This window comes from Enterococcus sp. DIV1094, from assembly GCF_017316305.2.
Lineage (GTDB): Bacteria > Bacillota > Bacilli > Lactobacillales > Enterococcaceae > Enterococcus_B > Enterococcus_B mangumiae.
In genome coordinates, this window is sequence record NZ_CP147250.1 from 1237949 (window position 1) to 1259604 (window position 21656).

Below are 21656 nucleotides of genomic sequence, written 5' to 3' on the forward strand. Positions count from 1 at the left end.
CTTCGGAGGTTTTTGCTCGTGGCAAAAGAAAACTTTATAAAAAGCAGAACACTCGCTTGCTTTTCTAGTGCGTTGCGTGTATAATTGAGGATTGTGAGTAGTCTAATTTATTAGAAAACTCTCCTTGCTCTCGGGAAAGCTGAGGGCCGAAAGTCCATAGGGAGGTGAAAAATCAATGGAAAACACGAAATACGAAATCATGTATATTATTCGTCCTAACATTGATGAAGAAGCAAAAACTGCTTTAATCGAACGTTTCGATTCAATCTTGAAAGATAACGGAGCTGAAGTTATCGAATCAAAAGATTGGGAAAAACGCCGTTTAGCATACGAAATGAACGGTTACCGTGAAGGTATCTATCACATCGTTAAAGTATCTTCTCCATCATCAGCAGATGCAATCAACGAGTTTGATCGTCTTGCTAAAATCAATGACGATATCGTTCGTCACATGATCATTAAAGAAGAAGCTTAATTATTGTTTCACGTGAAACAGTAACACAACGATGAGAGGAGATGACCATTTTGATTAATAACGTTGTACTAGTTGGACGTCTAACAAAAGATCCAGATTTACGATATACATCAAGTGGCACTGCTGTAGCAACGTTCACTTTAGCTGTCAATCGTAACTTCACGAGCCAAAACGGCAACCGTGAGGCGGATTTTATTAATTGTGTGATTTGGCGAAAATCAGCAGAAACACTAGCAAACTATGCACATAAAGGAACTCTTTTAGGTGTAACTGGTCGTATTCAAACGCGTTCTTATGATAATCAACAAGGACAACGTGTGTACGTAACAGAAGTAGTTGCTGAAAACTTCCAATTATTGGAAAGTCGTGCAGCATCTGAAAACCGTCAACAAAGCGGTGGCTACCAAGACACTGGTCAATCGACAAATAATTTTGGCGGAAACAATAACTATAATCAAACATCTCAATCATCCAACGGTATGCCTGATTTTGATCGTGATTCTTCTGATCCATTTGGGTCAAGTTCAACGATCGACATTTCAGACGATGATTTACCATTCTAAACGAATTTGATAGGAGGGAAATAGAATGGCACAACAAAGAAGAGGCGGACGTAAACGTCGTAAAGTAGACTATATTGCTGCTAACCATATTGAATATATCGATTATAAAGATATCGAATTACTAAAAAGATTTATCTCAGAACGCGGTAAAATCTTGCCACGTCGTGTAACAGGTACAGGCGCTAAAAACCAACGTAAAATTACGATTGCAATCAAACGTGCACGTATCATGGGATTACTACCATTCGTTGGCGAAGAATAATTCGCTTTAGGAATGATTTTGTAGGAATACCTAATCGTTTCAACCATTACAGAGGAAGTTATGACTACTGTCGTGACTTCCTCTTTTTGTTCCATTCAGGTGTTTAGTCGCTTACATGACATGAGTTATGGTAAAATTAGGCTAATCAGTTACGGGAGGAAAGACATGGATAAAGAAAAAATAAAAGTAAGCCCGAGCCCTCTGCTCATTCTTTTATTGATCCTTGCAGAAGTTTTGGTTGTATTAGTGATGCCATTTCGGCCGATCAGTGCATTGTTCATACTGTTCGTGAACATCTTTTGTATTCGTTATGGTTTAAAGGTGAAACGGTGGTTGACTTTGAGGAATCGTGAGAAGATCCAACAAGCTTCAACCGTCGCAGAATCCAATTTGAATTATGTTTCTGAAATCATGCCAGTAGGGATCATCTCTTATCAACCAGCGACACAAACCGTTGATTGGCTGAATCCTTTCGCATTGAACGTGAAAGATCAAAGTTCACTCTTAGATGCAGACTTGTTAGAAACCTTTTTTTCAGCAAAAGAAAAAAAGAAAAATCAAGTCTATTTAGCCGACAAAACGTTTCAATTCGAATTGGATACGGTAAAAGGTGTTGTTTATTTTATTGATGTGACACAGAATCAGTTACTGAAGATCCATCAAGTAAACAGCCAACCGATCATCGGTATTCTTTCAATTGATAATTATGCAGATACAGTGGATAAATTGGATGAAAAAGAAGTTTCTTATTTGAACTCCTTTATTACGACATTGATCTCTGACTGGATGAATGAATATCACGTATTTTTTAAACGCATCAATTCAGAGCGCTTTTTCTTCTTTGGACAGATGAGCGACTTGAAGAAAATGATGGATAAGAAATTTGATCTTTTAGATCGCTTACGATCAGAAGCAGAAAGACAAAACCATCCGTTGACGCTTAGCATGGGGATCGCCTATGGGCAACAGTCACTAGAAGAGATTGGTAGTGAAGCTCAAAACAACCTAGATATTGCCTTAGTTCGTGGTGGGGATCAAGTCGTGGTGAAAGAAGTTCGCGAAGGCGCAAAACCCACTTATTATGGGGGGAAATCAGCGACAACGATCAAGCGTACGCGCGTTCGTTCAAGAGCCATGAGTACTGCCTTACGGAAAATATTTGATGAAACAGGCGATGTATTTATTATGGGGCATCGATTCCCTGATATGGATGCGATTGGTTCAGCCGTTGGTGTCAGTTGCCTGGCACGCTTCAATCAGAAAAAAGCATATATCGTCATCGATGAAAAAGAAATCATTCCAGATGTGGAACGCTGTTTGGAAGAAATTCATAAAGAACCAGAGTTGGAGATGCAATTGATTACGCCAGAACGCGCGATGGAGCTTAAGAAAGCAAAGGATCTACTCGTAATGGTCGATTACCATAAACCTTCGCTATCGATCTCTCAGAGCCTTTATGAGCAATTTGATAAGATCGTGATCATCGACCATCATCGTCGAGGAGAAGAGTTTCCAAGTAAGCCACTTTTGACGTATATTGAGTCCTCTGCCTCTTCTGCCTCTGAATTAGTCACAGAATTGATTCAATACCAAAGCAGTCGAACCAATCGGATCAGCCGTTTAGAGGCTACCTTGTTGTTGGCAGGGATGACCGTGGATACGAATAACTTCAATGTCCGAACCACAGCACGCACTTTTGATGTGGCAAGCTATTTAAAGACTTGTAGTGCAGACGCATCCTTAGTACAATATTTATTGAGCTCTGATTTAGCCACTTATCTCGAAATCAGCCACTTGATCGCACACAATGAACAAGTGACGGAGGATATAGTGGTGGCAGCAGGGACGGATGAAAAAGAGTATAATAGTGTTATCGCAGCAAAAACAGCAGATACGTTGCTTTCAATGGTCAATATCAACGGCGCTTTCGTGATTACCAAACGAACAGATGGCTTAGTTGGTATCAGCGCTCGCAGCACAGGAACGATCAATGTCCAACTCATCATGGAATCTCTAGGTGGTGGCGGACATTTCACCAATGCCGCAACACAATTGGAAAATGTGACTGTCGAAGAAGCAAAACAACAACTGCTCGCTGCTATCCAAGAAAATATGCAACAATTATATAAAAAGGAGTAGATGAAATGAAAGTCATTTTCTTACAAGATGTCAAAGGCAAAGGCAAAAAAGGCGATGTCAAAGAAGTGCCTACAGGCTATGCACAAAACTATTTGATCAAGAACAACCTAGCAAAAGAAGCAAATAAAAGTAGTATCAGTCAGTTAGAAGGACAGAAAAAAGCGCAAGAAAAACAAGAAGCAGAAATCCTTGAAGAAGCAAAAAAACTAAAAGAATTTCTTGAAAAAGAAGAAACAGTCGTTGAATTAAAAGCCAAAGCAGGAGAAGATAGCCGCTTGTTCGGTTCAATCCCATCGAAACAAATCGCTGAAGGTCTGAATAAACAATACAAAGTAAAATTGGACAAACGTAAAATCGAATTGAATAACCCGATCCGTACATTAGGTTACACGAACGTACCAGTGAAGTTGCATCATGAAGTAACGGCAACGATCAAAGTGCATGTTGTTTCTGAATAAACGAAAAGAACCTGTGACGAAAGGTCATCACTTCAAAAAACAGCCGCAGAGGTCAAAAATAGCTTTTGATTATTTTTGGCCTCTGTGGTCTATTTTCGAAGGCACAGCTTTTGGAACAGATGTTCATTTTAGGGATGACTTTTCTGCCATTTTCTTGTAAAATGAAGCAATTGAAAGCAAGGAGCGATAGAATATGAGTGAAGTGTGGCAGGATCGAATTCCACCGCAAAATATTGAAGCTGAACAAGCGGTTCTAGGTTCTGTGTTTCTAGACGCTGAAACGATCATTGATGCCATGGAGTACATAGAACCGAAAGACTTTTATCGTCGGGGACATCAAATCATTTTTGAGATCATGATCGAATTGAATGACCGTAGTGAAGCCATTGATGTTGTGACAGTCAAAGATCGTTTAGAGCAACGAAATCTACTGGAAGATGCTGGTGGCGTCAGCTATTTATCTGACCTAGCCTTAGCAGTACCAACGGCAGCAAACATCGTGTACTATGCAAAAATCGTGGAAGAAAAATCGTTACTTCGTAATTTGATCCAAACAGCAACAGGCATTGTCACGAGAGGATTTGAACAAGGAGAAGAAGTCCAATCGATCTTGGACGATGCGGAACGTAGTATCCTTGAAGTATCAGAAAAACGTAATCGCAGCGGATTCTTATCCATTGCGGACGTCTTGAATTCAACGATTGAAAATATCGACCAGTTAGCACAAAACAATGAAGAAATCACCGGTTTACCTACGGGTTACCAAGGATTAGATAAAATGACTGCTGGATTCCAAGCAGAAGAGCTGATTATTTTAGCTGCTCGTCCGGCGGTAGGTAAAACAGCCTTTGCCTTGAATATTGCCCAAAATGTCGGTACAAAAACGGATCGTTCCGTAGCGATCTTCAGTTTGGAGATGGGGGCAGAATCACTAGTCAATCGGATGCTTTGTGCGGAAGGGTCGATCGAAGCGAGTCACCTACGTACAGGTCAGCTTTCAGAAGAAGAATGGTCGAATTTGATCGTTGCGATGGGAAGCTTATCTAAAGCCAATATCTTTATCGATGATACCCCAGGGATCAAAATCTCTGAGATACGTGCAAAATGCCGAAAACTTGCGCAAGAAAAAGGAAATCTAGGCTTGATCCTTATCGATTACTTGCAGTTGATCGAAGGAAACGGCAAAGAAAACCGCCAACAAGAAGTCTCTGATATTTCTCGTCAGTTAAAGAAACTGGCAAAAGAATTAAAAGTACCCGTCATTGCCCTTTCACAGCTTTCTCGTGGGGTAGAACAACGTCAGGATAAACGCCCTGTATTGAGTGATATCCGGGAATCTGGGTCAATCGAGCAGGATGCCGATATCGTTGCTTTCTTATATCGTGATGATTACTACGAACGTGAAGGCGGCGAGGACAGCGATGCACCAGAACCGCAAAATGACAATGTCATCGAAGTCATAATCGAAAAAAACCGTAGTGGTGCAAGGGGAACAGTCGAGTTGCTCTTCATCAAAGAATACAATAAATTTTCTTCCCTTTCACCGCGAGAAGAATATTAATCAGAATCAATCAAAAATACATCCGAGAAACGAAGGAAGGACTACTTTCGTTTCTCGGATTTTTTTTGAAATACCCCTTAATTGAGCTTTTTCTTCGCGAGGGTGAGTTTGAAGAAATTACACTATATTGTTCGTTTTTCAATCGTTTTCACTAAATTATTCCAAATATCATTCGATTTTAGTTGAATAAAGTGTCAATCATTGTTACAATAATTCAGGATTAAATAATATTAAATGAGGTGTTCAAATGTCATCTGTAGTAGTAGTGGGTACACAATGGGGCGACGAAGGGAAAGGAAAAATTACTGACTTTCTTAGTGAAAATGCTGAAGTGATCGCACGGTACCAAGGTGGCGACAATGCGGGACACACAATTAAATTCGATGGTGTTACGTATAAACTGCACTTGATTCCTTCGGGGATTTTTTACAAAGATAAAATCAGCGTGATCGGGAATGGTGTGGTAGTCAATCCGAAATCTTTAGTCAAAGAATTGGCTTATTTACACGAAAAAAATGTGACGACAGATAATTTACGTATCTCTGATCGCGCACATGTCATCTTGCCGTATCATATCAAATTAGACCAATTGCAAGAAGATGCAAAAGGGGAAAACAAAATCGGAACGACCATCAAAGGGATCGGACCTGCTTATATGGATAAAGCAGCACGTGTCGGTATTCGTGTAGCCGATTTATTGGACAAAGAAATTTTTGAAGAACGTTTACGCATGAATTTAGACGATAAAAATCGTCAATTTGTGAAAATGTTCGATTCAGAGCCAATCGATTTTGAAGAAATCTTTGAAGAATACTATGAGTATGGTCAACAAATCAAACAATATGTGACAGATACATCTGTCATTTTAAATGATGCGCTAGATGCAGGAAAACGTGTGCTATTTGAAGGCGCACAAGGAGTTATGTTGGATATCGATCAAGGAACCTATCCTTTTGTTACTTCATCCAATCCAGTTGCTGGAGGCGTGACGATCGGTAGTGGTGTCGGCCCTTCTAAAATCAATAAAGTGGTCGGTGTATGTAAAGCCTATACGTCACGTGTGGGTGATGGCCCATTCCCAACAGAATTATTTGACGAAACAGGTCAACGAATCCGTGATATCGGTCGTGAGTATGGTACAACGACAGGGCGTCCTCGTCGTGTCGGCTGGTTTGATACAGTCGTGATGCGTCACTCAAAACGTGTATCAGGTATCACGAATCTATCTTTGAATTCGATCGATGTCTTGAGCGGCTTAGAAACAGTGAAGATCTGTACAGCGTACGAATTAGACGGTGAACGAATCTATCATTACCCAGCGAGTCTGAAAGAATTGAATCGTTGCAAGCCAATCTATGAAGAATTACCAGGCTGGTCAGAGGACATTACTGCTTGCCGTACGTTAGCAGAACTACCAGAAAATGCGCGTAACTATGTAAGACGTATCTCAGAGCTTGTAGGCGTGCGTATTTCAACATTTTCAGTCGGTCCTGACCGAAACCAAACAAATATCCTAGAAAGCGTGTGGGCGCAAATCTAGGCCTTTCAGTGACTATTCGCTAACAGGAACATTCTTTCAAGAATGAGTGAAACACTGGAATCACGATAAACAGATAAGAGGGGAAAACGGGGAATCGAACGTTTTTCCCTCTTATCGTATCTATTCACCCTTTCGTTTGAACAGTTCATGCCAAGTAGAATGTCTACAAGGGTTGAAGTTATTTAAAATTCTAGGAGTTTGCTATAATAGACAACGATGAAAAGTGGAGAAAAAAGGAGTTGGAACGAATGTATCAAATAGTCACAGATTCATGTTGCGATCTGCCATATCAGGTATTAGCAAATGCAAATGTTGATTTTTTATCTATGGAAATCCAGATAGGTGAGGAGATCCTGATCGATGATCTAGGAAAAACATTTGATTATGAAGGGTACATCCAACAGTTACGTGAAGGCGCAATGCCTACGACCTCACAAATCAATGTTGGTCGTTATTTAGAATTCTTTCGTAGCTATGTAGAAAAAGGAATCCCTGTTTTGTACATTGCTTTTTCGAGTGGGATGAGTGGTTCTTACAGCAGTGCCTTACAAGCAGTGGAATTATTGAAGGAATCATACGAAGACCCACAAGTTTATGTATTTGATACAAAAGCCGCAAGCATCGGTGAGGGATTGTTGGTATTAGAAGCAGTTCGCTTGAAACAAGCAGGCTCTTCTCTAGAAGAAACACTGACTTGGCTAGAAAACAATTACCTCAAGGTTCATTCTTGGGTAACAGTCGATGATTTAAAACATTTAGAACGTGGTGGCCGTATTTCTAAAGCAAGTGCCACTATTGGTAGTCTTTTAAGCGTAAAACCAATCATTACCGTTGAACCAGGTGGTCATCTATCAAATGTCGATAAAGTACGCGGTAGAAATAAATCCATTCAAAAAATCGTGGATGAAACCGTCAAATCGATTGTCGCGCCACTTGAACAAACGGTGTATATCGCTTATGCAGGTGATCTAGAAAGTGCTGAGAAAGCCAAAAAGCTGCTGGAAGAAAGCATCAAAACAAAAGAAATCAAGCTCTATCCCTTAGGACCAACGATCGCAAGTCATACAGGCTATGGCTGTATCGCGATATTCTCAATGGGCGTCAGCCGATAAAAAGAAAAACAGGTGTATCACGTAAGAATACTTACGCTGTACACCTGTTTTTTTGTTGATGTTGAAAGGCTTAGTTCCAAAGTTGTTCTAATTGTTTTTGTATGTCTTTGTTCTCTAAGAATTCATCATAAGTCGTATCTGCACGGTCGATCACGCCTTTATCAGAAACAGCAATGATGCGATTTGCTAACGTTTGGATGAATTGGTGGTCATGAGAAGCAAATAGGATCGAACCTGAAAATGCCATCAAACCATCATTCAATGCAGTAATCGATTCTAAGTCTAAATGGTTCGTTGGATCATCTAAGACAAGGACATTTGCTTTTGAAAGCATCAATTTAGAAAGCATACAACGAACTTTTTCGCCCCCAGAAAGGACATTTACTGGTTTTAATACTTCTTCACCAGAAAACAACATGCGACCTAAGAAGCTTCGTAAGAAGGTGTTATCATCTTCTTCTTTACTTGCATATTGGCGTAACCAGTCAAGGATCGTTAAGTCTGTATCAAATTCTTTTGTTGTATCCTTTGGTAGATAAGCATTGCTTGTTGTTACACCCCAACGGACAGTACCCGTATCCGGTGTTAAATCGCCCATGATCACTTTGAATAGCGTTGTAGTTGTTATATCATTTTCGGCAACGAATGCTACCTTGTCTTCTTTGTTCAAAGTGAATGATATATCATCTAAAATCTTCTTACCATCAATCGTTACACTGACATTTTCAACTTGTAGTAAGTCATTTCCGATTTCACGCTCCGGTTTGAATCCAACAAAAGGATAACGACGTGAAGATGGTTGGATATCGTCCAACGTGATTTTTTCTAACATTTTCTTACGAGATGTCGCTTGTTTTGATTTTGACGCATTTGCACTGAAACGTGCGATAAAGTCTTGTAATTCTTTGATTTGTTCTTCTTTTTTCGCATTGGCATTCGCTTGTAACTTAGTCGCTAATTGGCTTGATTCTAACCAGAAGTCGTAATTTCCTACATAAAGTTTGATTTTACCAAAGTCTAAATCTGCCATGTGGGTACATACTTTGTTCAAGAAGTGACGGTCATGGGAAACAACGATCACTGTATTCTCAAATTCAATCAAAAATTCTTCTAACCAGTTGATCGACTGGATATCTAGTCCGTTGGTCGGCTCATCTAGAAGTAATACATCTGGTTTACCAAATAGTGTTTGTGCAAGCAACACTTTCACTTTTTGTCCACCTGTTAGTTCGCTCATCAATTGATGGTGTAACTCTTCAGGAATATTCAATCCTTGAAGTAAAACAGCTGCTTCTGGCTCTGCTTCCCAACCATTTAATTCTGCGAACTCGCCTTCTAATTCTGCGGCACGAATCCCATCTTCATCTGTAAAATCTTCTTTCATATAGATGGCATCTTTTTCTTTCATTACTTCATACAAACGTTTATGCCCCATGATCACTGTTTCCATTACAGTATATTCTTCATAGTCAAAGTGGTTTTGTTTCAAAACAGCCATACGTTCATCAGGGCCTAATGTAACAGAACCTGTTGAAGGTTGTAAGTCTCCAGATAATACTTTAAGGAATGTTGATTTACCTGCGCCATTTGCTCCAATTAAGCCATAACAATTGCCGGGAGTGAATTTTATATTAACATCATCAAATAGTTTGCGATCTGAAAAGTGCAAACTTACATCATTTACAGTAATCAATTTTTTTCCTCACTTTATGTTTATAATATTTGCCAAGTCTTCTAGAATTATATAGGGGAATGTTGAAAGTTTCAAGGAAATCAGTGATTCTTTACGTTTCACGTGAAACAATTAAAGGAATAAAAGATGGTAAACGTTTTTTTACCACTAAAGCATTTTCATAGGTGCTAAATTTTTGAAGTTATTTTAATGGGGGCGTAAGATAGAAATAGATAAAGAAGAAAGTAGGGATAAAAAATGAAAGAAAGTAGAAAAGTAGATTGGGGTTCACTGATATTAGGGATATTATTTGTTTTAGTTTCCTTGATTTCTTTTCGTGATCCAGTAGGTAACTTGGTTGCCATCGTTATTGTATTTGCTGTTTTTGCTATTATAAAAGGGTTATTTGAGTTATTTATGCGCAAACAAGTAAAAGAGCTGACAGGTTATAAAGGCAAGATGCCATTGGTCGTCGGGATCATTGATATTTTGATTGGGATCTTTTTCATCTTCAATATTGGCGCCGGTGTTGTAGCATTACCATTTGTCTTCGCTATTTGGTTCATTATTGATTCTGTTTTAGCTTTAGTTACGGCTGATTTATTTAGAGGAATCAGTGAAGGTCATTATTGGTTCACCGTAGTCATCAACATCTTGGGTATCTTATTAGGGATCATTTTATTATTCAATCCTTTATCCTCTGCGTTGACGCTAAGTTTTTTAGTTGGTTTTTACTTTATGGTGGTTGGGATCAATCAGATCGTTTATGCGTTTAGATGATTTCTAGAAATATAAGAATAAAATCAATTAAATTTAAGTTGTTAGAAGTGATTGGCAGATGATCTTAATCATGAACTAAGTTTACACTTAAAAAAGTGCAATAGCTGACCAAGTGATTCAATCATTGAGTTACTTGGTTGGCTTTTTTATTGATTAAGAGAAGGTGTGTATAGATTTTTTGTAAATTAACAATTATATTACAATTAGTTGAATAGAAGGGGAGGGATCAATAGTATGGGTATAATAACGATAAGATTGAATGATCAGGAAGAAGCTTTCTTTCAAAGCTATGCAGAATTAACGGGTCAACCTTTATCTACTTTGATGAAACAAGCATTGACTGAAAAAATTGAAGATTATCTTGATTTGCAAGACGGATATGAAGTATTGAAAAATCTAACTAATGAATCAGCTAGTCTCCAAAATATGTTGAAAGAAGAAGGCTTATGACTTAACTTGTGGAATTTTACTCTGGCGTTACCGTATAGGTAAATACAGACTTATTTGCATCATCCATGATGATTGTGCTCTTGTGCTTGTTATCAAGTCAGGAAAGCGTGAGACAATTTATAGTATTTAGTCGATGTAATTATTACATATTTTTATAGTAATATTCAGCTTTCATGTTTTTAAAAGCCTATCCTTTGGGAAAAACCTCATAAAGCCAAAATAGTTTCCATATTTTGGCTTTATGAGGTTTTTAAATTTTTTGTTCTGCTAACTTTGGGATTTTCTTGATTCACTTGGAAGAACTTTTACAACTGTTTAGAAAGATGTTGCGTATATATTTCATGAAGCACAGGCATATCATGGACCTTATATTTTTCTTTGAAGGCCTCGATTTCTTCTTCGCTATATTTTCTTGGATCTAAGTGTAAGTCTTCGACAGGTAAGGGACGTTTATTGGGGATTTTCACATCGATTACGACTGGGCGATCGGATGCCGCCGCAGCGTCGAAAGCAGGGCGTAATTGCTCGTAGTGTGTAATCGTGAATCCATCCGCACCTAAGGCTTCAGAAGCTTTTCCAAAATCAGCTTGTTCAAGTAAGACGCCAAATTTTTGTTGTTCAGTGTCTTCTTGTTCGGCTTCGATAAAGCCAAATGAATCATTTGAGAAAACGACATTGATGACTGGTAACTGATAGTTGACTTGGGTCAAGATATCTTGCATCACCATAGCAAAGCCACCGTCACCGCTCAAAGTAAAGACTTGTCGATCGGGAAAACTTAATTGAGCAGCAATTCCGCCTGGTACACCATTTCCCATCGTCGCAAACCAACCAGAAGTGGTGTGTAGCTGCTCGCCGTTCATATTCAATAAGCGAATCGAGTGAATGGTCGTGTTTCCAACATCTGTCACAAAAACAGCATCGTGTTCGGCAATCCGGTTGATTTCTTTGTAGACTGCTTCTGGGCGAATCGATTGCTCAGTCGGTTCTTCAAACGATTGTAACCAACGCCGCCAATTTTGGACATTTTCTTGGTTGGCTAAATACCAAGCATCTTCTGCTCGTTCTTTTCCCAGTTCAACTAATTTCTCTAATGTGAATTTTCCATCGCCTAAAATGGCTAAATCTGCGTGATGACGGCGGCCAAACTTGGCTGCATCAATATCGACTTGGATAAAAGCTGCCTCAGGATTGAAGAACGTCCGCCCAAAAGGAAAGTCACTTCCTACGAATAAAATCAAATCGGCTTCTGCCAACGCTTCATTTGCAGGTTTTGTCGCTACCCGCCCCGCAAAACCAAGAAAGTTTTTGTCTTCATCTGGCACAATTCCTTTAGCTAAAACAGAAGCAACTATCGGCATCTTAAAATATTCGGAAAATCGCTTGATTTGCTCATACCCATGACGGACACCTTGTCCGATGAATAAGACAGGTTTTTGAGCTTGTTTGAGATATGGTAAAGCTGCGTTTACGTCTTCTGTGTCAGGTAAGATCACTCCTGTTTTGTAAGTATGAGCGTTGGACACCTCTTGCCACTCAATTTCTTCAAAACCAAAATCAACAGGGATCGTCACGACTGCGACGCCTTGATGCGCATATGCCGCCTTGATGGCTTCATCAACCACATGGGGTAAACTTTCAGGTGTCATGACTGTGCGGTTGTAGACACTCACATCAGCGAAAATCGGATTTTCATTTAACTCTTGAAAAGCAGTATAATTCATTGAAGTCGAAGCCACTTGTCCTAAAAGAGCGACGACTGGGACATGGTCCATTTGAGCATCGTAAAGTCCATTGATCAAATGTGTTGCGCCAGGCCCAGCAGAACCAAAGACAGCACCTACTTTCCCTGTTAATTTGGCATCAGCAGCCGCAGCTAACGCGCCGACTTCTTCATGACGTACTTGGATATAATCGATTTTTTCTTTTTCTTTGTACAACGCATCCATAATGGAATTGAACGAACCACCTGGAATCCCATAAATATGATCGATTCCCCAGCTTTCAAGCACTTTTACCATTGCAATACCGGCATTTATTGTTGACATTTTGACACACTCCTTAAAAAAACGAATTATATTTATTGTTTAAAGTATAAATCTTCCTTTTCAAAAGCCCAACTAAAGCGACTTTTCAGCTGTACGACTTGCAAGTAAATCATGAAACTGTGGTATAGTGAGGTCAAAAAGTGAGGAGGAAGCGTATGCTAAAAATCGGTATCATGAGTGGCGCGTCGATCGTGCCACGTTTTGTTGAGGGGATCAAAGAAAGTGGTGTGGCGCAAGCTGCAGCGATTGCTACACGTCGCTTAGAAAAGGCACAGCAGTTAGCAACAGAATTAGGGATTCCAAAGGCTTATGGCAGTTATGAAGCATTGCTTGCTGACAACGAGGTAGAATTGATTTATATTCCACTGATCAATCATCTTCATTTTTCCGCAGCGAAAGCCGCCATTCAAGCGAAGAAGCATGTGCTTTTAGAGAAACCTTTCACATTGCATTCAGAAGAGGCACAAGAACTCTATGCGCTGGCGCAACAACACGATGTTTTTCTTATGGAAGCACAAAAAGCAGTGTTTCTCCCAGCAATCGAAGACGTGAAAAAAACGATTGATTCAGGAAAAATCGGTCAAGTGCAATTAGTAGATATTCGTGATGCTCGCCCGGGGTCTGAAAAGATTCCTTGGTTCTGGGATATGGAAAAAGGGGGAGGCGTATTGATCTCTAATGCTTCCTACCCGTTAAGTGTCAGTCAATATTTCTTTGGAACAGGCTTTGATGGCTATAACGGTATATGTGTTGAACACGGCTCAGGTCAAACAGACGAGCAATGTATGATCAACTTGAAACAGAAAGATCTTTTGATCAGTTTATTTCTAACAACAAAAATGTCTTTTACTAGTACGTACTCAATCATTGGCGAAAAAGGGACGATCATTATTCCTAATTATTGGAAAACGGACCATTATACGATCCAAATGAACGATGGAGAAGTAGTGAAAAAAGATTTTCCGATGAATAGTGAATTCGTCTTTGAGATCCGTCATGTCGCCGATTTACTTTCCTCAGGCAAGAAGCAAGGGACAGTGGTAGATCCGAACATGACGATCACAAATGTTCAAGTCGTTGACGATCTTTACTACAAGTGGTTTGGGGATGCTTGGCGAAAGGGATCATCAGATAAATAGTAGTCACATTTTTGCCAATATGCTAGAGTAAGAATAAAAGGTTGAAAGGAGATTTGTATGGTTGATTGGCTGCTGAAGCTAGAACCTTGGCAGCAAGCGTTGACGGGTACAGCGTTTACTTATTTTATGACTGCGCTTGGGGCTGGCTTAGTTTTTTTCTTTAAAGAAATCAAAAAAGATGTACTTAATCTGATGTTAGGATTTGCTTCTGGTGTGATGATCGCTGCCAGTTTTTGGTCTTTGTTAGATCCGGCAATCACAAAAGCAGAAGAAAATGGCGACATTGCTTGGCTTGTCGTTAGTATTGGTTTTGGGCTAGGTGGATTATTCTTATATCTTGCGGACAAAACTTTACCACATATGCATTTTGGTCCAGCACATGAAAAAGAAGGATTACCGACACATTTAAAACGAACGATTTTACTTGTTTTTTCGATTACTTTGCATAATATTCCAGAGGGCTTAGCCGTAGGGGTGGCATTTGGTGCGGCAGCCACTTCGGAGAACCCAACGACTGCGGTGCTGGCAGCGATCTCTGTTGCGCTAGGGATCGGTATTCAAAACTTCCCAGAAGGAGCAGCTGTTTCGATTCCTCTTCGCCAAGAAGGATTGAGTCGGACAAAAGCTTTCGTCTATGGACAAGCATCAGGTGTCGTTGAACCGATTGCAGGAGTCATCGGAGCAATCTTGGTGACGAAAGTTTCGGTCTTGTTGCCGTATGCGTTAGCTTTTGCAGCGGGTGCAATGATTTATGTCGTAGTGGAGGAATTGATTCCAGAAGCGCAACAAACACTTTCCAGTAAACGACACTATGCCGTTTTCGGTGTCATGTCTGGCTTTATTATCATGATGATTTTAGATGTAGCACTCGGATGAAATGATATATCATTTAGTAAAACAAAAAAAGAGGCAGAAAATTTCTGTCTCTTTTTGTTTTTGTTGAAAGGGAATTAGTAGTATTTTCTTTGTTGCGTTGCGCGAGTGATCCAACGGACTAACCAAATCGCAATGGCTGCTGGAATCAATAATTTGATACCTAACCATAGCAAGCTGCTGATTACGCTAACGAATAGGCTGAGGACAAAGCTAGCTACGACTAAACCGATAACCAATAGGATGATCGTTTGGAACGTATTTCTTTTTTGCATGTTGATCGCCTCTTTTCTCTATTTGGTAAACTTCTCACTAGAAGCTTCACTTGTTCTTTTCGATAAAATAAGTATAGCAAGGATTTTTTATGATGACCTCCACCTAGAGGCCGATTTCTACTTGCTACTTTGGTGTGAAAAGGTTGCTTTTTTATCCTTTTTACGAATAAAATGAAGCGAAAGGAGAGGAAAGTCATGCCGAAAAATCGACTAGAAGCCTTTACAGATGCAGTAATCGCCATCATCATGACGATTTTAGTACTGGAGCTACATGAACCACATTCAGATACCTTTCAAGCATTGATGACACTTGCTCCACGCTTTCTTATCTATATCATTAGTTTTTTCACTTTAGGTATTTACTGGAATAACCATCATCACTTGTTTCAAGCCGTTCATAAGGTCAATGGCCGAGTGCTGTGGGTGAATAGCTTTTTTATTTTTTTCCTATCGCTGTTTCCTTTTGTTACATCATGGATCAGCGAATACAGTAACAGCCTTGTCCCTGAAATCACCTATGGCGTGGTGATATTAGGTGCTAATCTCACCTATTACGTGTTAGCACGGACATTAGTGGCCTCAGAAGAAGACGAAAAAGCATCCATCAAAGAGCTGTTCGGTAATTACCGTAAATCATATTTATCGATAGGCTTGAACGTTGTAGGACTGATACTGGGAGTTTTGGTTGCGCCAATTGCTGTACTATTGGTCAATGTCGTGATCTTGATCGCTTGGTTGATCCCAAGTCGTAAAATTGAAGCCTACTATCGTTAACTACCTAGCTAAAACGTACAACAAAAGACATGTAAGAGTGAAAGGCGTAATTCCTCACTCTTACATGTCTTTTGTTGTATAAACGTCGAACTGGTTTATCAGTCATTTGGAGGAAATTTAATAGAAAAATAAGTAAAATACAAAAAAACAATCGAAATTTTAAGGCATACTAGTGGTTAAAGAGGGATGTCGTATGAGAAAAAGGGAAAAATTTTATCCAGCCATCGTGACAAGTGTCATTACCATACTTATTTATGTAGAGCAATCGAGAGGGAGTCTGCTAGTTCTCTTATTGTCAATTTTACTTACGTTAATCGTCACGCTCAAAGGATGATCAGCCATTCAAAGAACATCTACAGTTTTCTGTGGACAAGCAGAGAGAAACGGTAAGTTATCCACTGTGGATAACTTGGTGGGACACTCAAATTTCAGGAATAACAATAACTTTTGTTAGGTTCTGTTATTTTAAATAACGCAAGAGAAAATAAACACATAAACTGGTTAATAATTTATTGGAAACAATGCAAAAAAACAAACTGAAACAAGAGAATGAACGCTCGTTTCAGTTTGTTAACTGGTGTCCATAGATCAATATCAATGTACCCTGGGAGGGTATGAGAAAGATCAATATCAACGTGTGTTGTAAGGATCTCCTTCTGGGGGTACATTATTTTTATAGGCAAAGTAATGATCATTTTTCTTAGCAATGCCAAATGTATCAGAGACATGAATGTTTTGTGGAGAGAATTTTATTGCTGGAATCGAGAACGATTGTTCTTTTGGATCAGTCACTCTGATTTCAAAAGATAGTTCGTCTTCCTCTTCTTTTGTTAGTATGATATGTGGTGTATCATTAAAATTGATTTCTGTAACTTCGTAGATGCCTAAAAAATCGACTGAATCACCAATGCTTTTCAATAACTGCTTTTTTGTTGGAACATATTCCATTTTAATTTCGTCATTTTGGGTCATTTCAGCTTTGGAGGTAACATCTCGAACAGGAGAATTCAAAAAATGAACAAAAGAAAATAAGCCGACACATCCAAATAAACTACTAATGATCAAAATAATTTTCTTCATTTCCTTACTTCTATCCTTTCTAGATTCTCCAACTTATGTGTTTGATTTAAAATCAATAAAACTTTATGTAACAATAAATTTGTATCTTTTTTTGTTATTAAAAATGATTTCTTTCATAGTATAAATTTAAAATACAAAAAAATAAAGTAGATTTCCTAAATTCTTTGCGTAGATGAAAAGCTTTTAATTTTAGATAGTGAAAACTCGCTTGTTTATTACAAATAATGGTGGTTATTATTAATTAACTATAATAATATGATCGTTATTTAATAATTTATAATAAATTCTGCTTGTTTAACCTATGAAAATTGGTGTTATACTAGACAAAGTAAACTCGTTTTGATTTTTCTTTGAAAAAACTCCTTTCACATCCAATAGTTGATCGATTTCTTTGATCTTCATCTAAATAGACAAGACATCCTTAAGGCGAAAACGATTTTTATACACATTTCAAAATAAGGAGGTTTTTTATGGTTAAATCCTATTTTACATTTAACAAAATCCAAGATAATCCATATCGTATCATGAACTTGATGGTGTTGATCTTTCTCGTTTTATGGATTGGCTACATCAATCACAATTTTTTGATATCAAGTTTCTCCTCTCTAGGGATCTTTACATTCTTTTACTACCAGAACATTCCAATGAAGCAATTATTAAAGCGCATGTTTTTGATTGGCTGTGGCTTATTACTGGCATTTACATTAGGGTTGTTGTCTACTTATGTCATCTGGCTTGAACCCTTTGCTGTTGGCGCCGTGGCGTTTTTCAGCCGTTTTATTTTACGTTTGTTTCATATTTCTAAACCCGGAGGCTTATTCTTTGCGATGTTAGCGGCGATGGGTACGAGTATGTCGATTCCGCTTTCCCATTTGCCGACAGCAGCTACTTTTTTCTTCATGGGTGTTGTATTCTCCTTGATTGCCGCATTTCTTACGAAGAAATTGGATTCACGTCCAGAACAGGAAGTGATCAAGGTATCACTGAAGGAACGGTTTCATCAAGAACCTTTAGTGATCATTGATTCGATTTTTTATAGCGCGGCATTGTTTCTTTCAGTCTACGTAAGTCATGGCTTGAATATGAAAAACCCTTATTGGCTGACACTGTCTTGTGCCTCGATTTTATTAGCGGAGAATTTAGATGCCATGAAACATCGACAAGTTCAATATTTGATCGGCTCGATGCTAGGATTATGTTTATCTGCGGTGCTATCATTGATCCCATTTACGCAGCTTGAAACAATAGGTTTGATTACTCTTCTTTATGGCATTTCACAATTTCTAGTCGCTAGAAACTACGCAGTAGCGAATATCTTCTTGAATCCCATGGCCTTGATGCTTTCGACACTGGTCAGGAACACCTATTTGATCTCATTGATCGAGTATCGTTTTATCGGTATCGTCATAGGCAGTTTCATCGGTCTAGGTGTAGCTTGGGTGATGAATATCGGTTTACAACATTATTTAGCAGTTGTCAAAGAAAAATACGAAGCATAAAAAAAGAAAGGCGGTCACGACACTGAGGTCGGATCGCTTTTCTTTTTTTGATTGTTAAAGCTGTTCGCCATTCGTTTCAATCACTTTTTGGTACCAAGCAAAAGAATCTTTTTTCAGACGTTGCAAAGTTCCTTTGCCGGTATTATCTTTATCGACATAGATCATGCCGTAGCGTTTTTCCATTTCACCGCTGCCAAAGCTGACGATATCGATGATTCCCCAAGGCGTATAGCCTAATAAAGGAACACCATCTTCGATCACTGCTTTTTTCATTTGTTCGATATGTTCTTTTAAATAATTGATTCGGTAGTCATCATGGATCTCATTTGAATCCGTCAACTGGTCGTATGCGCCGAAACCATTCTCAACGATAAATAGCGGAAGATCGTAGCGTTGATATACGGTATTCAATACATAGCGCAACCCGACAGGATCAATGGGCCATCCCCAATCAGAAGCAGTGATATAAGGATTTTTAACAAGTTTAGCGGAAGGAATATCTTCTGTTTGATTGCCCTCTACGTCAGGAAGTGTTGTGATCGTTCCCGACATATAGTAGCTAAAACCGATATAGTCAACTGTTCCTTCACGTAAGAGTTGTCGTTCGTTTTCACTGATATCGATCGTGATCCCTTTTTGTTCCCAGTATTTCGTCGTGTAGGTAGGGATTTCGCCACGGACATGAACATCACTGTAGAAGAAGCGACGTTCGTTCGCTTTGACTGAAGCGATCATATCTTCTGGCGCACAAGAATAAGGATAGATTGGGACATAAGCCATCATACAGCCGATCTGAAAATCAGGATTGATCTTTTTCCCTTCGTTGACAGCCCAAGTACTGGCAATCAGTTCGTTGACTCCTGCTTGGAAGACTAACGCTTCTTTATCTTGACCCTCTTCGATGATCATCGCAGAATTGGTCCAAACATGTACTGGTTCTTGCCCATCTGCCTGGTTATTGATTTCATTGAAGGTCATCCAATAAGTGACTTTGTCTTTGTAACGTTCAAAGACACACTTGGCAAATTTTACAAATAAAGGAATAACCGCTTTATTGGTAAAGCCACCGAAATCTTCATAAATGGCATAAGGAATCTCAAAATGAGACAACGTAACGACTGGCTCAATTCCATTTTTTAAACACTCATCGAAAAGATCATCATAAAATTTTAACCCTTGTTCATTTGGTGTTTCTTCTTGACCAGTAGGAAAAATGCGACTCCATGAAATCGAGGTACGTAGACATTTTAATCCTAGTTCTTTAAATAATTGGATGTCTTCTTTGTAGCGATGATAAAAATCAATCGCTTCGTGATTTGGATAATATTCTCCTTCAAGGATGCCTTTAGTGATTTTTCGAGGAATCCCATTTCCGCCAGCAGTCATAACGTCAGCGATACTTGGGCCCCGTCCATCAATATTCCAAGCGCCTTCTGCCTGGTGAGCAGCGATCGCGCCACCCCATAAAAAATCTTTTGGTAATTCTCTAAGCATAATAAATCCTCCTACGATTATTCTGTACGCTGTGCGCGGTTCGAAGCAATGACAAAAGGTAGATAGATCAAAATGGAGATGGCTAAACATAGAATCCCGATAACGATCCCCATGATGTTACCACCCGTTCCTAAAAACAAATTGATGATTCCGGGTGTGGTCCACGGTAAACCAATCGCCGGTGAGGGCATGATCGGCCATACTACTGTAACGAAATAACCAACAAGAATATTGACCATTGGTGTTAGAACAAAAGGAATGATCATGATTGGATTCAAGACGATCGGTAAACCAAAGATCATTGGTTCATTGATTTGGAAAATACCTGGTACGAAAGACAGTTTGGCAATTTCTCGATGTTCGGGTCTTCTTGACGCAATAAAAATCGCAATGATCAAGCCTAGGGTCATACCAGTACCACCCATATTCGCAAACATATCGTTCAAGATGCCCCAAGTTTCTTTGAAAGGGACGTCCCACAGTGAACCGCCATCATTGATAAATTGTAGATTGGCTAAGTCTTGTTCGGTAAAGATCGCTGAACGAACAGCATTCAACGTGTTTGGACCATGGATACCGATAGAAAATAGCAGCGTTTGAATAAACGCTAAAAGGAGTACGCCAACCACATTTCCACCTAGATCGCGCAAAGGCGTCTGAATACCGGCATAAATCAACTCGTTGATCCCTTCTGGTGCAATCATCAAGACGAAGAAATTGATCAAAGCTGCCATAGCAACGATGATGATGATCGGAATCATACCAGAAAAAGAACGAGAAACAGCTGGTGGAACAAGTTCTGGCATCTTGATTTGTAATTTTTTGACTTTGAATAATTTCGGTAAGAATTCTCCAACTAAGCAAGCGACAATCATCGCCACAAACAAACCTTGAGCCCCTAAATATTGGGTGCTGATAACGTTCATTTCGTCGACCGAAAAAGAAGTAGGATAGAAGATCATAAAGCAAGCGACACTCGTTAATCCAACTAAGGTGGCATCCGCTTCAAAGTGCTTCGCCAAAAGCTGAGCGACTAAAAACGCAATAAACAAGCTCATGATGTTGATCGTTCCGTTGGCTACAGAAGCAAGGACTTGTTGCGCACTTTCTAAATTTGGAAAGATACGTGAAAGTTGAAATAATTGCACGATAAAGCTATCTTTTGAAAATAAAATATTATTGACTAAAATCACTAATGATGAAGAAATCGTCAATGGAAAAATAAGCATAAATGCATCTCGTACGGCTGCAATGTGTCGCTGGTTGTTTAACCGTGTTGCAATCGGAACAAGACTTCGATCTAATAAATCATTAAATTTTTGCATAAGAATAACACCTTTCGCTATATGATGCATTCATTATAGCGAAAGGTGCAAAAGAAAAGTAAGCGCATTCTTATTTAGGATAAAAATTTGGAACAATGAAAATTATTTCGTGGGAGGAACGTAGTGTTCCAAGTCGG

General features: G+C 39.1%; 20 protein-coding genes. 14 read left to right on the forward strand and 6 right to left on the reverse strand.

What is annotated here, in order from left to right:
* Positions 1–175 precede the first annotated feature (175 nt).
* The 8 genes from rpsF to DOK79_RS06035 all read left to right on the forward strand — a co-directional run bounded on the left by rpsF (position 176) and on the right by DOK79_RS06035 (position 8110).
* Positions 176–475: a 30S ribosomal protein S6 gene (gene rpsF / locus DOK79_RS06000; protein ID WP_206857206.1), complete on the forward strand. Its 300-nt coding sequence runs from the start codon at positions 176–178 to the stop codon at positions 473–475.
* Positions 476–525: 50 nt separating this feature from the next.
* Positions 526–1038 (forward strand): single-stranded DNA-binding protein, encoded by a 513-nt coding sequence (gene ssb, locus DOK79_RS06005; RefSeq protein WP_161642285.1) that lies wholly within the window; start codon positions 526–528, stop codon positions 1036–1038.
* A gap of 25 nt (positions 1039–1063) precedes the next feature.
* Positions 1064–1300, forward strand: coding sequence for a 30S ribosomal protein S18 (gene rpsR, locus DOK79_RS06010; protein WP_010734555.1), 237 nt, complete (start codon positions 1064–1066; stop codon positions 1298–1300).
* 165 nt (positions 1301–1465) lie between these two features.
* Entirely contained in the window at positions 1466–3439 is a 1974-nt protein-coding gene (locus DOK79_RS06015) for a DHH family phosphoesterase (RefSeq protein ID WP_206857205.1), read from the forward strand.
* Between the two features lie 5 nt (positions 3440–3444).
* A complete protein-coding gene (gene rplI / locus DOK79_RS06020) occupies positions 3445–3897 on the forward strand; it encodes a 50S ribosomal protein L9 (protein WP_010734553.1) in 453 nt (150 codons plus the stop codon).
* A gap of 193 nt (positions 3898–4090) precedes the next feature.
* On the forward strand, positions 4091–5458 hold the full coding sequence (dnaB, locus tag DOK79_RS06025) for a replicative DNA helicase (RefSeq protein ID WP_206857203.1): 1368 nt from the start codon (positions 4091–4093) through the stop codon (positions 5456–5458).
* A 247-nt stretch (positions 5459–5705) separates the two neighbouring features.
* Positions 5706–6998, forward strand: coding sequence for an adenylosuccinate synthase (locus DOK79_RS06030; protein WP_206857202.1), 1293 nt, complete (start codon positions 5706–5708; stop codon positions 6996–6998).
* 248 nt (positions 6999–7246) lie between these two features.
* Positions 7247–8110 carry a DegV family protein gene (locus tag DOK79_RS06035; protein WP_206857201.1) on the forward strand — a complete coding sequence of 288 codons (864 nt, stop codon included), beginning with the start codon at positions 7247–7249 and terminating at the stop codon, positions 8108–8110.
* A gap of 70 nt (positions 8111–8180) precedes the next feature.
* Here the strand turns inward: DOK79_RS06035 and DOK79_RS06040 are convergent, their stop codons facing one another.
* Entirely contained in the window at positions 8181–9803 is a 1623-nt protein-coding gene (locus tag DOK79_RS06040) for an ABC-F family ATP-binding cassette domain-containing protein (RefSeq protein WP_206857199.1), read from the reverse strand.
* A 237-nt stretch (positions 9804–10040) separates the two neighbouring features.
* On the opposite strand from DOK79_RS06040, the gene DOK79_RS06045 reads away from it, so the two are divergent.
* Together DOK79_RS06045 and relB are read left to right on the forward strand one after the other, a co-directional pair.
* A complete protein-coding gene (locus DOK79_RS06045; RefSeq protein ID WP_206857195.1) occupies positions 10041–10562 on the forward strand; it encodes an HdeD family acid-resistance protein in 522 nt (173 codons plus the stop codon).
* A 234-nt stretch (positions 10563–10796) separates the two neighbouring features.
* Positions 10797–11012, forward strand: a complete 216-nt coding sequence (relB, locus tag DOK79_RS06050; protein ID WP_206857194.1) for a type II toxin-antitoxin system RelB family antitoxin — start codon at positions 10797–10799, stop codon at positions 11010–11012.
* 305 nt (positions 11013–11317) lie between these two features.
* On the opposite strand, the gene spxB is transcribed toward relB, so the two are convergent.
* The gene (spxB, locus tag DOK79_RS06055) at positions 11318–13060 is read right to left on the reverse strand and encodes a pyruvate oxidase (RefSeq protein ID WP_206858867.1); all 1743 of its coding nucleotides are present in this window, start codon (positions 13058–13060) and stop codon (positions 11318–11320) included.
* Positions 13061–13215: 155 nt separating this feature from the next.
* Here spxB and DOK79_RS06060 point away from each other — a divergent pair, with 155 nt between their 5' ends.
* Both DOK79_RS06060 and DOK79_RS06065 read left to right on the forward strand, forming a co-directional pair.
* Positions 13216–14199, forward strand: coding sequence for a Gfo/Idh/MocA family protein (locus tag DOK79_RS06060; RefSeq protein WP_206858864.1), 984 nt, complete (start codon positions 13216–13218; stop codon positions 14197–14199).
* Between the two features lie 57 nt (positions 14200–14256).
* Positions 14257–15075, forward strand: coding sequence for a ZIP family metal transporter (locus DOK79_RS06065; protein WP_206858862.1), 819 nt, complete (start codon positions 14257–14259; stop codon positions 15073–15075).
* A gap of 74 nt (positions 15076–15149) precedes the next feature.
* Here DOK79_RS06065 and DOK79_RS06070 read toward each other — a convergent pair whose 3' ends face one another.
* On the reverse strand, positions 15150–15347 hold the full coding sequence (locus tag DOK79_RS06070) for a hypothetical protein (RefSeq protein WP_206858861.1): 198 nt from the start codon (positions 15345–15347) through the stop codon (positions 15150–15152).
* Between the two features lie 195 nt (positions 15348–15542).
* On the opposite strand from DOK79_RS06070, the gene DOK79_RS06075 reads away from it, so the two are divergent.
* Positions 15543–16121 (forward strand): TMEM175 family protein, encoded by a 579-nt coding sequence (locus tag DOK79_RS06075; RefSeq protein WP_206858860.1) that lies wholly within the window; start codon positions 15543–15545, stop codon positions 16119–16121.
* Positions 16122–16751: 630 nt separating this feature from the next.
* Here DOK79_RS06075 and DOK79_RS06080 read toward each other — a convergent pair.
* Positions 16752–17201, reverse strand: coding sequence for a hypothetical protein (locus DOK79_RS06080; RefSeq protein WP_206854766.1), 450 nt, complete (start codon positions 17199–17201; stop codon positions 16752–16754).
* A gap of 470 nt (positions 17202–17671) precedes the next feature.
* Here DOK79_RS06080 and DOK79_RS06085 point away from each other — a divergent pair, with 470 nt between their 5' ends.
* Positions 17672–18700, forward strand: a complete 1029-nt coding sequence (locus DOK79_RS06085) for an FUSC family protein (protein ID WP_206854764.1) — start codon at positions 17672–17674, stop codon at positions 18698–18700.
* A 54-nt stretch (positions 18701–18754) separates the two neighbouring features.
* Here the strand turns inward: DOK79_RS06085 and DOK79_RS06090 are convergent, their stop codons facing one another.
* Together DOK79_RS06090 and DOK79_RS06095 are read right to left on the reverse strand one after the other, a co-directional pair.
* Positions 18755–20194, reverse strand: a complete 1440-nt coding sequence (locus DOK79_RS06090; RefSeq protein ID WP_206854762.1) for a 6-phospho-beta-glucosidase — start codon at positions 20192–20194, stop codon at positions 18755–18757.
* A 17-nt stretch (positions 20195–20211) separates the two neighbouring features.
* Complete coding sequence (locus tag DOK79_RS06095; protein ID WP_206854760.1) at positions 20212–21519, reverse strand: PTS sugar transporter subunit IIC; 1308 nt, start codon at positions 21517–21519, stop codon at positions 20212–20214.
* Between the last annotated feature and the right edge of the window lie 137 nt (positions 21520–21656).